The organism is Meiothermus sp. CFH 77666, from assembly GCF_017497985.1.
GTDB lineage: Bacteria > Deinococcota > Deinococci > Deinococcales > Thermaceae > Meiothermus.
Genome location: NZ_JAGDFV010000009.1, coordinates 1 through 15,722, shown reverse-complemented (window position 1 = coordinate 15,722; position 15,722 = coordinate 1). Strand labels below are relative to the sequence as shown.

The window sequence follows — 15,722 nt, the reverse complement described above, 5'->3', positions numbered from 1 at the left end:
TGTCTGTGCAACCCCAGCTTGCGATGGCAGAGGGCTGCCCGTTAGGATGCACAGAACATGAGCATCACCCTTGCCGACCTCCAGTACGCAGTGGACGCCGCAATGGGCCGCCGTCCGGGCAGTGTGCTTTTGAAGAATGTGCGGCTGGCCGATGTGTTTAGCCTCGAGCTAAAGCCCACCCACATCCTGCTGGCCGGGCCCCTGGTGGCGGCGGTGGGCCCGGCGTATGCTGAGGCCGAGGCCCTGGAGGTGCTCGATTTAGAGGGCCGGGTGGTGGCTCCGGGCCTGATTGATGGGCACGTGCACCTCGAGAGCTCCCTGGTCTCGCCCGCCGAGTACGCCCGTGGTGTGGTGCCCCGCGGCGTGACCGGGGTGGTAACCGACCCCCACGAGATTGGCAACGTGGCGGGGGTGGCGGGTATCGAGTGGCTGATGGAGGCCAGCGAGGGACTGCCGCTGGAGGTCTGGATTACGGTGCCGTCCTCGGTGCCTTCCACGCGCCTGGAAACCAGCGGGGCTACGCTGGGCCTGGCCGAGATCGAGCACCTCCTGGCCCACCCCCGGGTGGTGGGGGTGGCCGAACTGATGAGCTTTCCGGCCATTCTGGCCGCCGATGTGGACGAACTGAGCAAGGTGCTGCTGGCCGAGCGCTTTCGCAAGTCGCCCGAGGGCCACGCCCCCACCCTGACCGGGCGGCCTTTGCAGGGCTACCTGGCCACCGGCATTGCCTCCGACCACGAGAGCACCACCTTAGAAGAGGGGCGGGCCAAGCTCGAGGCAGGCTGCTTTTTGATGGTGCGCGAAGGCTCGACCACCCGCAACCTCGAGGCCCTGCACCCGCTCATCAAACCGCAGTACGCCGACCGCATCGGCCTGGTGACCGACGATCGCCTGCCCTCCGACCTGCTGCTCGAGGGCGGGGTGGACTTCCTGGTGCGCAAGGCCATTGCCCTGGGGGCCGACCCCATCTACGCCATCCGGGCCGGAAGCTGGAATGTGGCCCGCCATTATCGCCTTACACGCCGGGGCGCCGTTGCGCCAGGCTTTCAGGCCGACCTGGTCATCCTGGATGACCTGGAGACCTTTGCCGCAAGCCGGGTGTATCAGCGGGGCCGCCTGGTGGCCGAGCAGGGGCAGCTCAGGGTGGAACTGCCCCAAACCAGGGTCGGGGCAGCGGTTTCTCAAACGGTCAAACTACCCCAGCTACGGCCAGCGGATTTGCGGATTCCGGCTTTTTCTGGCATGGCTCGAGTGGTACGGGCCATCCCGCATCAGGTGCTGACTGCCGAGGCGCACCTCGAGCCTACCATCCGAGACGGCGAGGTGGTGGCCGACCCCGAGCGCGACCTGGCCAAGCTCATCTGCCTCGAGCGCCATGGAAAAAACGGTCAGATTGGCAAAGGTCTGGTAACAGCCTTCGGCCTGAAAAAGGGCGCGCTGGCCTGCACGGTGGGCCACGACCACCACAACCTGATGGCCGTGGGGGTTTCGGATGCCGATATTTTGACCGCTGCCAGAAGGCTCGAGGCCCTGGGTGGGGGGATGATTGCGGTGGCCGATGGCGAGGTACTGGCCGAGCTGGCCTTGCCCATTGCGGGCCTGATTACCGACGAGCCCCTGGAGCAGGTCAACGCCAGGCTACAGGCCCTCGAGACCGCCGCCCGGCAACTGGGCGTCACCCTGCCCGACCCTTACATGGCGCTCTCGTTTCTGGGCCTGGCCGTGATTCCCGAACTTCGCCTGACCGACTATGGGCTGGTGGATGTCCACAAGGGGGCTTTGGTGCCGCTGGCGGTGGAGTAAATGCTGAAAGCCAAAAGCTAAAGGCCGAAAGCAATAAGCCGAGGGCCAATACGCTGCTCTACCAACGGCCTGGGGCGCAGGGGTGGTTATACCAAATCTGCTCAGAGGTGACCCAAAAGCGATATACAAGTCCCTCGGACGCGCCCCCTGGCGCGGCAAGTGAGGGGCGCGTTTAGCGCCGCTCACGCGCAGAGTTGGTATTAGAATAGTGCGGCATGACCTTTATTTTGCGTGGCCTGGTGGTTCACACCCCCCAAAACCCCTTCCGCGAGACTGATGCCCTGCAAGCCTTTTCCGATGGAGGGCTGGCGATTGCCGGAGGCCGGATTGCGGCGGTGGGCCATTTTGCCGAGGTGTCCCGGCAGTTTCCTGATGCACCGGTGCAGGACTGCCGCGAGGGGGTTTTGCTGCCGGGGCTGGTGGATACCCATGTGCACTACCCGCAAACCCGCGTGATTGGGGCCATGGGCTACACCCTGCTCGACTGGCTGGAAAAGCGCACCCTGCCCTTAGAAGCCCGGCTTTCCGACAACAAACTGGCCCGCGAGCTGGCCCGGGAGTTCGTCAAGCTGCTCCTGCGCAACGGTACCACCACGGCCTTGGTGTTTGGCTCGCACTTCCAGGGGGCCACCGCCAACCTTTTCGGAGCCGCCGAGGATGTGAGGCTTCGCATTATTGCAGGGCAGGTGTGCTCGGATCGGCTGCTGAGGCCCGAACTGCACACCACCCCCGAGCAGAGCTACGCCGAGCAAAAGATGCTGATCCAGCGCTTTCACGGGCGCGGCAAACTGCGCTATGCGGTCACGCCGCGCTTTGCCCTTTCGGCCTCCGAGGGGTTGCTCGAGGTCTGCCAGACCCTTCTGCAAGAGCACCCCGACCTGCACTTCACCACCCACATCAACGAGAACACCGAGGAAATTCGCACCGTGGCGGCGCTTTTCCCCTGGAGCGAAAACTACCTCCAGACCTACGACCGGTTTGGCCTGGTGAGGGAGCGCTCGGTGTTTGCCCACAACGTACACCCCACCGAGCCCGAGCTGCTGCGGCTGGCCGAGGCACGGGCCGCCGTGGCCCACTGCCCCAGTTCCAATGCTTTCATCGGCAGCGGCATCTTTCCCATGCGACAGCATTTGCGCCATGGGGTTCGCTTTGGGCTGGGTTCGGACGTGGGGGGCGGTACCGGGTTCAGCCTTTTGAAGGAGGGCCTTACGGCCTACATTGCCCAGCGCTACGCCCAGGACGGTGTGAACCTGACCCCCGCCCACCTGCTCTACCTGGCCACCCAGGCGGGTGCCGAAATTCTGGGCCTGGGCCAGGAAGTTGGGAGTTTCGCGCCGGGCAAGGCTGCCGATGTGGTCTGGGTCAAACCCGAAGAAAGGAGCACCCTGGAAATTCACTTCCGCCATCTGGACTCCGTGGAAGAGCTACTGGGCTCGCTCTTCACCCTGCACGGCGAGGCCGGGGTCGAAAAGGTCTGGCTCGATGGCCGGGAAGCGCCCCTGGACTGATGTTATGTTGGGCCGCATGGAACAGGTCTATGTGCTGCCTACCTCAGTCTTTCCGCCCGCATGTGATGCCTTGATTCCCCTCGAGCCCGAACTGCTTATAAGCATCGAACAGAAGGGCTTCTTCATGGAACGCGCCCAGGCCGAAGAAGACCCCACCCACAGGCAGATCATCCCCTACGCCCTGGTAGCGTACCAGGGCCGCTACTTTCTGATGCGGCGCACCAGGGGCGGCGGCGAGGCCCGTTTGCATGACCTCTACACCCTTGGGGTGGGCGGCCATATCAACCCCCAAGACCTCACCCACCCCAGCGCCAACCCCGTACTGGATGGCCTGCGCCGTGAGCTGCTGGAAGAGGCAGGGGTGCTGCACTACACCGCCGAGCCGGTGGGCCTGATTGTGATGTCCGATACGCCGGTGAGCCGGGTACACGCCGGGGTGGTGTTTGTGGTGGAGGCCCAGGACGAGCCCAGGGTGCAGGAGGTGGAGAAGCTCGAGGGCCGCCTGGTAGAGTTTTCCGAGCTGCACTCGGTGCGGGACTGCCTAGAGGGTTGGTCCCGCCTTTTGCTCGACTGGCTCGAGGCGAACCAGCCGCTCTAGGTACTTGGCCAGGATGTCGGCCTCGAGGTTGACCAGGCGCCCGGGCTGCCAGTTCCCGAGGGTGGTCACCGCCAGGGTGTGGGGGATGAGCCAGAGGCTGAAGTGGGTGGAGGGCAGCTCGGGGCGGCTTCCGGCCGGGCCCCCCACGTCCACCACCGTAAGGCTCACCCCGTCCACCGCTACGCTGCCCTTGGGAACCAGGTAGCGGGCCAGGGAAGGCGGGGCCTCCAGCCAGACCACGTACCGCCCATCCTCCGGCTCTACCCGGAGCACCCACCCTACCCCGTCCACATGGCCGGTCACCAGGTGCCCGCCCAGCCGGCTATTGGCCGCCAAGGCCCGTTCCAGGTTGACCCAAGCCCCCTCCTGCCAATAGGGGGTGGTTTTGGCCAGGGTCTCCTGCGAGAGCTGAACCGAGAAGCCTGTTTTGTCGAAGGCCACCACGGTCAGACAGACCCCGCTCACCGCAATGCTCTCCCCGAGACCCAGGTCGTCCCACATTCGCTGGGGGACGATGTAGAGTTCTCGATTTCCTCCTTGAGTCTTGGCCTGGCTTATCTGCCCGCTCTGCTCCACAATGCCCGTAAACACTGTTCCAGCTTAGCAGTTGCCGCCGTGTTTTGGTTGGAGTGGGGCACAGTGCTAGACGCCTCGGGTGGTTGCGTTATAAACTTTGACTCGGTATAAAAATAGCCAGGTGAAAAACCTTGCAACCAGAGAAACTTTCTTCGCAGATAGTTTGCGTCTGGAGGGAACAATGCGAATCAAGAAGATCGGTGTAGTGGGTTCGGGCACGATGGGTGGCGCGATAGCGGCACTGGCAGCCTCCGCAGGGGTGCCGGTGGTCATGCTGGATATACCGGGCCAGGAGGACAAACTCGAGCTGGTCAAAAAGGGCCTGGAACGCCAGCTCAAAAGCAAGCCCGCGAGCTTCATGGACAAGAGTCGGGCGGCCCTCATCGAGCTGGGCACCACCGATGAACTGGAAAAACTGAAAGACTGCGACTGGATCGTGGAGGTCATCATCGAGAAGCCCGAGCCCAAGCAGGCCCTGTTTGCGCGGCTCGAGGCCCTGGGTACCAAGGCCATCGTGAGCTCCAATACCTCCGGCATTCCCATGAAAACCCTTCTGGAGGGCCGGGGAGAGGCCTTCCGCAAGCGCTTCCTGGGCACACACTTTTTTGCCCCGGTGCGCTACCTGCACCTTTTAGAGCTGATTCCCACCCCCGACACCGACCCCGCCGTGCTGGAGGCCATGCGCCAGTTTGGCGAGCGCATCCTGGGTAAGGGCACCGTCCTCTGCAAGGACGCACCCGGCTTCATCGCCAACCGGCTGGGGGTGTTCGGCATGACCCAGGCCATGCGCCTGATGATGTCGGAGGGCCTCACCATTGACGAAGTAGATGCCCTCACCGGCCCGCTGGTAGGCCGCCCCAAGAGCGCCACCTTCCGCACCGGCGATATCTCCGGCCTGGATGTGCTGAAGCTGGTCTCCACCGAGCTGGCTCATACCACCGGCGAAGACTTCGCCATGCCCGAGTGGGTGGAAAACCTGATTGCCCAGAACAACTTGGGCGACAAGACCGGCGCAGGCTTCTACAAGAAGGTAGGGAAGGACATCTTCACCTACGACTACCAGACCGGTGAGTACAAGCCCCAGCAAAAGCTGCGCCTGGACGAGATTGGAGCCATCAAGGATCTGCCCCTGAACGAGCGGCTCCAGAAGGTGGGCGAGCTTCCCGGCAAGTATGGCGCCTTTGCCCGCAAGCTGTTCTTGATTAACGCGCACTACGCCCTCGAGAAGGCCCCGGAGATCGCATACGACATTGTCTCGGTAGACCGGGCCCTGGAGTGGGGGTTTGCCTGGGAGCAGGGGCCTTTCAAGAACATGGACGCGGTGGGCCTGGAGTATCTGCGCCGGGGCTTTGCCGAGCTGGGCCTGAGCGAGCCGGAGCTTCTCAAGAAGGCCCAGGGTAGTTTTTATAAGGACGGCACCTACCTGGGCTTCGACGGCCAGTACCACCCCATCCCGCCCGAGGAAGGGGTTATCCGGCTGGCGCAGGTCAAAAGCGCAGGCCGGACGCTGCTGGAGGGCAAGGAGTACGCCCTGCTCGACCTGGGCGATGGGGTGGCCCTCTTCGAGAACCGCGCCAAGATGGGCACCTGGGGCGAGGGCTCCATCGGTGGACTGCACAAGGCCCTGGACTGGGTGGAGGCCCAGGGCTACGCCGGGCTGGTGATTGGGCACGAAGACCCCCGCACCTTCAGCGCCGGGGCCAACCTGGCCCTGGTCTTGATGGCGGCCCAGGAAGGGGCCTGGGACGAGTTGGAAATGGCCACCCGCCGCTTCCAGCAGACCTCCATGCGTCTGCGCCGGGCCCCTTTCCCGGTGGTGGCCGCGCCTTTTGGCCTCACCCTGGGCGGTGGGGCCGAGTTCAGCCTGCACAGCAGCGCCATTCAGGCCCATGCCGAGCTGTACATGGGCCTGGTCGAGACCGGCGTGGGGTTGCTGCCCGGTGGAGGGGGCACCAAAGAGATGCTCTTCCGCTTCACCCACGAGCTTTCCGCCTATGGCTCGGACATAGACCTGTTTGAAGGGGTCAAACGGGCCTTCCAGATGATCATGCTGGCCCAGACCTCCACCAGCGCCCTCGAGGCCCGCAATATGGGCTTTTTGCGCCAAAGTGACGGCATCAGCATGAACCGCGACCGGCTGATTGCCGATGCCAAGCGGCGAGTGCTCTTCATGGCCCCCGACTTCGTGCCCCAGCCCCCCATGAAAATTCGGGCCCTGGGGGCCGAGGGTCTGGGCAACCTGCGCTATGCCCTCTGGCAGTTCCAGGAGGCCAAGCAGGCCAGTGAGCACGATGTGCTGATTGGCAACCACGTGGCCTACGTGCTCTGCGGCGGCGACGGGCCTGCCCGCGAGGTGACCGAGCAGGACATTCTGGATCTGGAGCGCGAGGGCTTCCTGAAGCTTTTGGGCACCAAGAAAACCCAGGAGCGCATCGCCCATACGCTGAAGACCGGAAAGCCCCTGCGGAACTAGCTTCTAAAGAGTGAGTTGCTTGTGGAGTTTGAAATGACATTGCCTTTTTCAAGGTCCAAGCCCGAGTCCTGGCACAGTCGGCTGTGGCGGTGGGGCTTCAACCTTTTCCCAGCGTACAAGGGTACTGGGGGGCGGGTCATTTATATTGCCCCGGACTGGAGAGAGGTGCACGTGGCGCTGCCGCTTAACTGGCGTACCCGCAACTACGTGGGCACCTTATTTGGAGGCAGTATGTACGGGGCGATAGACCCCATCTACATGCTCATGCTCATCAAAAACCTGGGGAAAGGTTATGTGGTCTGGGATAAAGCCGCCACCATTCGCTTTCGCAGGCCTGGAAGAACCACCCTGTTTGCCCGCTTTGTGCTTACCGATGAGGAGCTTGGGGTTATTCGCCGTCTGGCGCATGAGAACACTTCTACTGAACGCGTGTACCCCGTGGAGCTCGTGGATGCTTCGGGGGTGGTACATGCCAGTTTTGAGAAAACCCTCTACATCAGAAAAACGGATAAGGAGTCGTGATGAAAGAAGCCGTAATCGTTAGTGCAGTTCGCAGCGCGGTGGGGCGCGGCAAAAGCGATGGTTCTTTGGCCTCGGTGCACCCGATTGACCTTTCGGCCACGGTAATGAAGGCGGCAGTTGAAAAGGTGGGATTGGACCCGGCCCACCTCGAGGACATCCAGTGGGGCTGCGCCATGCCCGAAGCCAGCCAGGGCCTTAATGTGGCCCGGCTTTCGATGTTGCGGGCTGGGTTTCCGGTGGAGGTCTCGGCGGCAACCATCAACCGCTTTTGCTCCTCCGGGCTTCAGAGCGTGGCCTATGCCGCCCAGGCCATCATGTCGGGCATGAACGAGGTTGTTCTGGCCGGCGGCGTAGAGATGATGAGCCAGGTGCCCATGTCGGGCTACCATACCCAGCTCCACCCCGAGCTGACCGAGGCTTACATCGGCATGGGCTTTACCGCCGAGCGGGTGGCCGAGCGCTGGGGGGTCAGCCGCGCCGATCAGGACGCCTGGGCCCTGCGCAGCCACCAGAAGGCGCTGGAGGCCCAGGCCAGGGGCGCTTTTGACGAACAGATTGTGCCAGTTCCGGTTAAGAAGGTCTCCTGGAAAGGTGCAAAAAAGCAGCTCGAGGAGTTCCTGTTCGCCAAAGACGAACTGCCCAGGGCCGACACCAGCTTAGAACGCCTGGCCAAGCTCAAACCCGCCTTCAAGGAAGGGGGTACGGTCACGGCAGGCAACGCTTCTCCCTACTCCGACGGCGCTGCCGCGCTGCTGGTGATGAGCGCCGAGAAAGCCCAGGCGCTGGGTCTGAAGCCGCTGGCCCGCTTTATCTCCTTTGCCACGGGCGGGGTTGACCCGGACATCATGGGTGTGGGGCCCATCAAGGCGGTGCCCAAGGCTCTGGCCAAAGCCGGCATCGGCCTGGATGATCTCAAGCTCATCGAGTTCAACGAAGCCTTTGCTGCGCAGGTGTTGGCGGTGATGGGGGAGCTCCAGATGAACCCCGAGAAGGTCAACGTCAACGGAGGGGCCATTGCGCTGGGGCACCCCCTGGGTGCGACGGGCGCCAAGCTCACCACCCAGCTCATCCACGAACTCGCAAAGCGCGGGGGCGGGTTGGGGATGGTGACCATGTGCATTGGCGGCGGGATGGGCGCGGCGGGGGTTTTTGAGGTATATCCATCCGCTTGAGCTTCACCAGTTCGCTTCTTGGCAAATTCGGCTTTCAGACTGTGGTGCTAGGCTAAAGACATGCGACGGGGGCTGTTGGCCTTTCTGATGGTGTGGCTGGCGGCTTGTGTACCTACCTACCTGGGTAGCGTACCCTACTACCCCTACAGTCTGGAAGATTTCCCGGTTTTCACCAGTCCGGCAGGAGCGCCGCTCTTTGGCCGGCAGCGCTACGAGGAGCGTCGCTGGACAGCCATTGCACGGGGGCCTGCCTGGACCTTTGGGTTCTTTATTACCCTCGAGTTTGGCCTGCCGTCCCGGCCTACCTCACCGTTCCCGAACCCGGTGGAGAGCTGTCGTTTTGCCAGCGAGGACGAAAAACCTGCCGATGTTCGCGTTGTGCTGCTGGAGGCGCCCCCAGGGTTTGGGGTGGGTCTGGAAAGGGCCAGCCACAAGCTCTGGTGCGGTCGGCGCGAGCGAGACGCCCGGGGCTTTGAGGTGTTGCACTACACCACCTGGCTCGAGGTCGTTTACCGCTTTGAAATGCCCCCGGTGTCCCCAGGCACGTATCCGCTCCGCTGGCAGCTCTGGGAGGGTGACCGGCTGATTGCTGAGGAAGACCGGCGCTTTACCCTAACCGCGGGTCGCTAGAGCGAATCACATATTTTGAGCCGTCTAATACCAACTCTACGATGAGGTGACACACAAAGCGTCTTGAATCCAGGGCCAAAAGCAAAGCTGCTCAACCCTGGTTGGGTCGGCTGCAAGCTGGGGACAATCTTTCGACTCATTCCCCCATCCTGCTTTAGAAGTCACCTAGAATGAGATCTGGTATCACTTTGTGTTTGGGGTGATTGACGGTTCCCGAACTTGCAGCTAAACTTTATACTCAGTATAAGTTTGTAATAGGTCAAAAAAGCCGGGAGGTTAGTGTGATTGCAGACAAGAAACTTTCCACCAAAGGCGGCGGCTGGTTGCTGGAAAAGCCCGAGCAGATTTTCACCCCGGAAGACTTCGACGACACCACCCGCATGATTCAGGAGACGGTGCGGCAGTTTGTCGAGAAAGAGTACCGGCCTGTAGCGGAGGCCATGGAACATGGCGAACTCGAGCACAACATCCCCCTGCTCAAAAAGTGCGGTGAGCTGGGCTTGCTGGGGGTCGAGGTCTCGGAAGAGTACGGCGGCCTGGATCTGCCCAAAACGGTCAGTACGGTGATTGCCGAAGCCCTCGCGGGCACGGGTGGGTTCAGTGTGTCCTATGGCGTCCAGACCAGCATTGGCCTCCTGCCGCTGGTTTACTGGGGCACCAAGGCCCAGAAAGACAAATACCTGGCCAAAATGGTCTCGGGGGAGCTGATTGCCGCTTACTGCCTTACCGAGCCGCAGTCCGGCTCCGATGCCATGGGGGCCAAGACCCGCGCCGAGCTTTCCGAAGATGGCAAGCATTACATCCTGAACGGCACCAAGATGTGGATTTCCAACGCGGGCTTTGCCCACCTCTTCACCGTCTTTGCTAAGACCAAAGAGGGCCTCACTGCCTTCCTGGTCGAGCAAGGCACCCCCGGCCTGCGGCTGGGCGGCGAAGAAAAGAAGATGGGCATCAAGGCCTCCAGCACCCGTCAGGTCTTCCTGGAAGACGTGAAGGTGCCGGTGGAGAACGTGTTGGGCGAGCTGGGCAAGGGGCACAAAATTGCCTTCAACGTGCTCAATGTGGGGCGTTACAAGCTGGGCGCGGGGGCCATTGGAGGCTCCAAGGGGGCGCTGGCCCTTTCGGCCCGGTACGCCAAAGAGCGCGTGGCCTTCGGGCAGCCCATTGCAAACTTCGGCTTAATCCAGCAAAAGCTGGCCGAGATGGCCGCCCGCATTTTTGCCGGCGAGAGTGCGGTTTACCGGACCATGGGTATGATTGACGAGGCCCTCTCGAGTCTCGACAAAGCCAACGCCGCCGAAGCGGTGCTGGCGGGCATCGAGGAGTACGCCATCGAGGCCAGCATCATCAAGGTGCTGGGCTCGGAGGTGCTGGACTACGTGGTAGACGAGGGGGTACAGATTCACGGCGGCTATGGTTACTCAGCCGAGTACGAAATCGAGCGGGCCTACCGCGACAGCCGCATCAACCGCATCTTCGAGGGCACCAACGAGATTAACCGCCTCCTGATTCCGGGCATGTTGCTGCGCCGGGCCACGAAGGGCGAGCTGCCGCTCTTCGATGCTGCCATGAAGCTGCAAAAGGAGCTTCTGGAGCCCTCCTTTGACGAGCCTGAGGACATAGAGATGGCCCAGCTCGAGGGCCTCAAAAAGCTGGCCCTGGCGGTTCTGGGCCTGGCCGCCCTCAAGTACGGCAAGAAGATAGAAGAAGAGCAGGAAGTGCTGGCCGTGGCCGCCGACATCCTGATTGACATCTTCGCCGCCGAGAGCGCCCTGCTCAGGGCCCGCAAGCTGGGGGAGAAGGTCTACGCCGAGATGGCCCAGCTATACCTGTACCAGGCCCTCGACCGCGCCCAGGCGGCGGCGCTCTCCATCCTGCCGCGTCTGGCCGAGGGCGATGATATGCGCCTGATGGCCTCGGCGGCCCGCCGCCTGACCAAGCACGACCCCACCGACCTGGTGGAGCTGCGCCGCCGGATTGCAGCCAGGGTGCTCGAGGCCGATGGCTATCCGCAGCCCAAAGCTTAAACTAGAACGAAAATCATGGGGCGCACTGAGTGCGCCCTTTTTTCTGTGGACAAGCTGTTACACTTAACCCAAATGACCTCACAGACTGCAGATCTTGTCAGGGAAGTTCGGGCTTTTGTGGAGCAGGAAATCCTGCCCCTGGAGTCCACGTTCCTGAAGCACGGCTTCAGGGCGGTTTTGCCCGGTCTTCAAAAGGTTCGGCAGAAGGTCAAGGCCCAGGGCTGGTGGCTGCCCCCGCTGCACGCTCCAGAGGGCATGGGATTGAGCCTTTCCGCCTTCGCCTGCCTCAGCGAAGAGCTGGGCCGTAGCCCCCTGGGCCACTACGCCTTCAACACCCAGGCCCCCGATATTGGCAACATGGAAGTCTTGCACAAGCACGGCACCCCCGAGCAAAAAGAGCGCTTTCTGAAGCCCCTTGCGGCAGGCGAAATCCGCAGCTCCTTTGGCATGACCGAGCCCGAATACCCTGGCTCCAACCCGGTCTGGATGAACACCACCGCAGTGCTGGAGGGGGACGAGTGGGTCATCAATGGGCATAAGTGGTACACCACCGGCTTCGAGGGCTCGGCGTTTTGCATCGTGATGTGCGTGACCGACCCCGAACACCCCAACCCCTACGCCAGGGCCAGCCAGATTATCGTGCCAACCGACACCCCTGGCCTCGAGCACGTACGCAAAATTTCCGTGATGGGTGAAACCGGCGAGGACTGGATGAGCCACTCGGAGATTCGGCTGCACCAGGTGCGGGTACCGAAGGCAAACCTGCTAGGTGAGCGCGGCAGGGGCTTTGCCATTGCCCAGGAACGGCTGGGGCCGGGGCGCATCCACCACTGCATGCGCTGGATTGGTATTGCCCAGCGCAGCTTTGAGATGATGTGCCAGTACGCGGCCCGCCGCGAGCTTTCTCCCGGCAAGCTGCTGGGCTCGCGCCAGGCCATTCAGCACCTGATTGCCGAGGCCAAAGCCGAAATCCACGCCGCCCGGCTGATGGTGCTGGACGCTGCCGAGAAGGTGGAACAGCAGGGGGCGGAGGGGGCTCGAGTGGAAATCTCGGTGATCAAGTACTTTGTGGCGGGGGTGCTACAGCGGGTGCTGGATCGGGCCATTCAGGTGCACGGCGGCCTGGGCATGTCCGACGACCTGCCGCTCTCGTTCTTCTACCGCCACGAACGGGCCGCCCGCATCTACGATGGGGCCGACGAGGTACACAAAACCGTAGTGGCCCGGGCTGCGCTGAAGGAATACGGCCTCGAGGTTTCGCTGTAAAAATTGCAGAGGCGCACCATGACCGACCAACCCACCGCCACCCGACCTGGCGAAGAACTGGATCTTTCCCGCCTGCAAGCGTATTTGCTGGAGCACTTCCCCAACGCCAGGGGGAACCTCGAGGTCTTGCAGTTTCCCCGGGGTTTCTCCAACCTCACCTACCTGCTAAGGCTGGGCGAGCAAGAGCTGGTGCTGCGCCGCCCGCCCTTTGGGGCCAACATCAAGACCGCTCACGACATGGGCCGCGAGTACCGGATTTTGTCGGCCCTCTGGCCGGTGTACCCCAGGGTTCCCCGGCCCCTGCTCTACTGCGCCGACGAAAGCGTGCTGGGAGCACCGTTTTACCTGATGGAACGCCTCCACGGGGTGATCCTGCGCACCGAGCCTCCGCCGGGCATGACCCCTGCGCTGATGCGAGGGGTTTGCGAAGCGGCGCTGGAGGCCCTGGTCGAGCTGCACAGCCTGGATTATCGGCAAGCCGGTCTGGCCGACCTGGGCAAGCCCGAGGGCTACGCAGAGCGGCAGGTGCGGGGCTGGACGGAGCGCTACCAGAAAGCCCGCACCGAAGACATTCCCGGCATGGAGCGGGCCATGGATTGGCTGGCCGCGAACCTCCCCGCCGAATCCGGCGCGGCGCTGATCCACAACGATTTCAAGTACGACAACCTGATCCTCGATCCCACCAACATTACCCGGGTGTTGGCCGTACTGGACTGGGAAATGGCCACCCTGGGTGACCCCCTGATGGACCTGGGCACCACCCTGGGCTACTGGGCCGAGGAGGACGACCCCCCCGGCCTCAAACGCTTTGGCCTGACCCACCTGCCGGGCAACCTCCGCCGGGCCGAACTTGTCGAGGCCTACGCCGCTCGCACAGGCCGGGATGTTTCCAATATGCTTTTCTACTACGTTTTTGGACGCTTTAAGGTGGGCGTTATCATGCAGCAAATTTATGCGCGTTACCTCAAAGGCCAGACCCAGGATGCCCGCTTTGCTGCCTTGATCGGGCTGATTCGGGAAACCGGCGGCATGATTGACAAAGCCATTGACACAGGTGAGCTTTGAAGCGGCATAGACTATGCCCATGCGTGCAAGTGAGCTGCCTTTCACCGGCCCCGCTACCTTTTTCAAAGCCCCCCACCTTTCCCTTTCCGAGCCCTGGCAGGCCGACGTGGGCTTCCTGGGCATCCCCTACGACTTTGCGGTGGGCTACCGGCCCGGTGCCCGTTTCGCCCCCGGGGCGCTGCGGGAAGCCTCGGGCCGCTTTGCGCCGGGGCCGGAGGGCTACTTCGACCTCGAGACTGAAACCTACCGTTTCCGGGGTGCAACGCTGGTAGATGCTGGCGATGTGGACCCCGCCCAACTGGAATACCAGGAGTCCTTCCGCCGCATAACCGAGGCCGCTTTGCAGCTACGCAAACGGGTTCGGCTGCCGGTGTTTGTGGGGGGCGATCACTCGATCACCTACCCCATCCTGCGGGCCTATGCCGACCTCGAGGAGCTTTATGTGGTGCAGCTCGACGCCCACCTCGACTACTCCGACAGCCGCAACGCCACCCGCTTTGCCAACTCCTCGCCCTTCCGGCGGGCGGTGGAAGATGTGCCGGGCCTCAAGCACATCACGGTGGTCGGCCTGCGGGGTCTGCGCACCAACCCCGAAGCCTATTACGCTGCCAGGGCCAGGGGGCACACGCTCCTGGGTGCCCGGCGTGTGCGGGAGAACCTGCCCTGGGTGCTCGAGCAGTTACCCAAAGGCAAAAAGGTCTACCTGAGCTTCGATGCCGATGTGCTCGACCCCTCGATTCTGCCCGGCACCAGCAGCCCGGAGGTGGAGGGGCTCTCCTATAGTGAGGCAATGGCGGTGGTGCGGCGGGTGCTACAGCAAAACGAGCTGGTAGGCTTCGACCTGGTGGAGCTGGCGCCCAACCTGGACAGTAGCGGCCTCTCGACGCTGGTGGGGGCGCGGCTGCTGGCCGAGGTACTCGCAGTGGGGGGGCCTGAGATGACTCTATGAATCGAGTGGGCTACGAACGCCCCTGCCACCACGATTCAAGACGTGAGTGTAAATCATGGTGGTCTTGACATCCTTGTGGCCCAATAGCTCCTGTACCGTGCGGATGTCGTAGCCCGATTCCAGCAGATGGGTAGCGAAGCTGTGGCGCAGGGTATGAACGCTGGCGTGCTTATGAATGCCTGCTGCGCGTAGGGCTTTCTTCATGGCGCGTTGCACAGTGTGCTCGAGCAGATGATGCCGTCCTACCCGTCCCGTGCGGGGGTCTTTTGAACGATGAGCCGCAGGAAATACATACTGCCAGCCCCACTCTTTGGCTGCGTTGGGGTATTTACGGGCCAGTGCGTAGGGCAACTCGACCTCACCAAAGCCCTCCCCCAGGTCTTCCTGGTGCAGGCGCTGGGCATACTGGAGCTGTTGGTGGAGCGCCGCAACCAGCTTGCGTGGGAGCATGGTTTGCCGATCCTTCTCGCCCTTGCCGTCTCGAACCGTAATTTCCAGCCGCTCGAAATCCAGATCCTTCACCCGCAGGCTCAGGCATTCGGACAAGCGCATTCCGGTTCCATACAAGAGGCTCAAAATCAGATGGTGGACGCCCGAGGCACGGGATAAAATCGCCTCTACTTCGTTGCGGGTGAGTACGACCGGAACCCGCCGAGAACGCCTGGCCCTTTCAATGTTCTCGATGTCGGGCAGGTTAACCTTCAGCACATGACGGTAAAGGAAGAGCAGCGCCGAGAGGGCTACGTTTTGAGTGGAGGCCGCCACGTTGCCCTCGGTGGCCAGATGGGACAGGTAAGCCCGGATTTCTTCGGCGCCCATCTCTTTTGGATGGCGCTTCCCGTGAAAGCGAATGAAGTCTAATATGTAGTACATGTACGAGGTTTCGGTGCGACGGCTCATGTGCTTGAGGCGAAGTACATTTCGAACCTCATTGAGAAAGGGGGAGGTTTTGGGCGAGTACCGTTTTGGGCTATGGGAAACGTCCGACATGTCGAATAACATCCTAATAATCACTGGTGCTAGTCACAAAACGATGTCAGCTATACACAGGTCTGGGGAAGCAGCGATGAGGTTCAGGGCGATGATGAGGTAAGCCCACCAAGCGGTAAAGCCAAGTTCAGTACGGTGATGGC

General features: G+C 62.4%; 13 protein-coding genes. 11 read left to right on the top strand and 2 right to left on the bottom strand.

The genetic code is table 11. The features are described from left to right. The first annotated feature begins 57 nt into the window (after nucleotides 1–57). The 3 genes from ade (at nucleotide 58) to J3L12_RS06445 (ending at nucleotide 3,909) form a co-directional block, all read left to right on the top strand. Nucleotides 58–1,803, top strand: coding sequence for an adenine deaminase (gene ade / locus J3L12_RS06455; RefSeq protein ID WP_208014230.1), 1,746 nt, complete (start codon nucleotides 58–60; stop codon nucleotides 1,801–1,803). Between the two features lie 215 nt (nucleotides 1,804–2,018). Next, entirely contained in the window at nucleotides 2,019–3,311 is a 1,293-nt protein-coding gene (guaD, locus tag J3L12_RS06450) for a guanine deaminase (RefSeq protein ID WP_208014229.1), read from the top strand. A gap of 16 nt (nucleotides 3,312–3,327) precedes the next feature. Beyond that, nucleotides 3,328–3,909: an NUDIX domain-containing protein gene (locus J3L12_RS06445; protein WP_208014228.1), complete on the top strand. Its 582-nt coding sequence runs from the start codon at nucleotides 3,328–3,330 to the stop codon at nucleotides 3,907–3,909. Here the strand turns inward: J3L12_RS06445 and J3L12_RS06440 are convergent. Continuing rightward, nucleotides 3,853–4,500 carry a riboflavin synthase gene (locus J3L12_RS06440; protein WP_208014227.1) on the bottom strand — a complete coding sequence of 216 codons (648 nt, stop codon included), beginning with the start codon at nucleotides 4,498–4,500 and terminating at the stop codon, nucleotides 3,853–3,855. The genes J3L12_RS06445 and J3L12_RS06440 overlap by 57 nt on opposite strands. A 166-nt stretch (nucleotides 4,501–4,666) precedes the next feature. On the opposite strand from J3L12_RS06440, the gene J3L12_RS06435 reads away from it, so the two are divergent. The 8 genes from J3L12_RS06435 to J3L12_RS06400 all read left to right on the top strand — a co-directional run bounded on the left by J3L12_RS06435 (nucleotide 4,667) and on the right by J3L12_RS06400 (nucleotide 14,589). Then, nucleotides 4,667–6,958: a 3-hydroxyacyl-CoA dehydrogenase/enoyl-CoA hydratase family protein gene (locus J3L12_RS06435; protein ID WP_208014226.1), complete on the top strand. Its 2,292-nt coding sequence runs from the start codon at nucleotides 4,667–4,669 to the stop codon at nucleotides 6,956–6,958. A gap of 33 nt (nucleotides 6,959–6,991) precedes the next feature. Beyond that, nucleotides 6,992–7,480 carry a DUF4442 domain-containing protein gene (locus J3L12_RS06430; RefSeq protein ID WP_208014225.1) on the top strand — a complete coding sequence of 163 codons (489 nt, stop codon included), beginning with the start codon at nucleotides 6,992–6,994 and terminating at the stop codon, nucleotides 7,478–7,480. Then, nucleotides 7,480–8,652, top strand: coding sequence for a thiolase family protein (locus J3L12_RS06425; RefSeq protein WP_208014224.1), 1,173 nt, complete (start codon nucleotides 7,480–7,482; stop codon nucleotides 8,650–8,652). Before J3L12_RS06430 ends, J3L12_RS06425 begins: the two co-directional genes overlap by 1 nt. A gap of 60 nt (nucleotides 8,653–8,712) precedes the next feature. Further along, nucleotides 8,713–9,282 (top strand): hypothetical protein, encoded by a 570-nt coding sequence (locus J3L12_RS06420; protein WP_243455007.1) that lies wholly within the window; start codon nucleotides 8,713–8,715, stop codon nucleotides 9,280–9,282. 281 nt (nucleotides 9,283–9,563) lie between these two features. Next, nucleotides 9,564–11,309 carry an acyl-CoA dehydrogenase family protein gene (locus tag J3L12_RS06415; protein WP_208014223.1) on the top strand — a complete coding sequence of 582 codons (1,746 nt, stop codon included), beginning with the start codon at nucleotides 9,564–9,566 and terminating at the stop codon, nucleotides 11,307–11,309. A gap of 72 nt (nucleotides 11,310–11,381) precedes the next feature. Further along, entirely contained in the window at nucleotides 11,382–12,575 is a 1,194-nt protein-coding gene (locus tag J3L12_RS06410) for an acyl-CoA dehydrogenase family protein (RefSeq protein ID WP_208014222.1), read from the top strand. Between the two features lie 18 nt (nucleotides 12,576–12,593). Continuing rightward, nucleotides 12,594–13,640 carry a phosphotransferase family protein gene (locus J3L12_RS06405; RefSeq protein WP_208014221.1) on the top strand — a complete coding sequence of 349 codons (1,047 nt, stop codon included), beginning with the start codon at nucleotides 12,594–12,596 and terminating at the stop codon, nucleotides 13,638–13,640. A gap of 19 nt (nucleotides 13,641–13,659) precedes the next feature. Further along, on the top strand, nucleotides 13,660–14,589 hold the full coding sequence (locus J3L12_RS06400; protein WP_208014220.1) for an arginase family protein: 930 nt from the start codon (nucleotides 13,660–13,662) through the stop codon (nucleotides 14,587–14,589). On the opposite strand, the gene J3L12_RS06395 is transcribed toward J3L12_RS06400, so the two are convergent. Further along, nucleotides 14,584–15,579: an integron integrase gene (locus J3L12_RS06395; RefSeq protein WP_208014219.1), complete on the bottom strand. Its 996-nt coding sequence runs from the start codon at nucleotides 15,577–15,579 to the stop codon at nucleotides 14,584–14,586. The two genes, J3L12_RS06400 and J3L12_RS06395, sit on opposite strands and share 6 nt — an antisense overlap. Nucleotides 15,580–15,722: the final 143 nt, after the last annotated feature.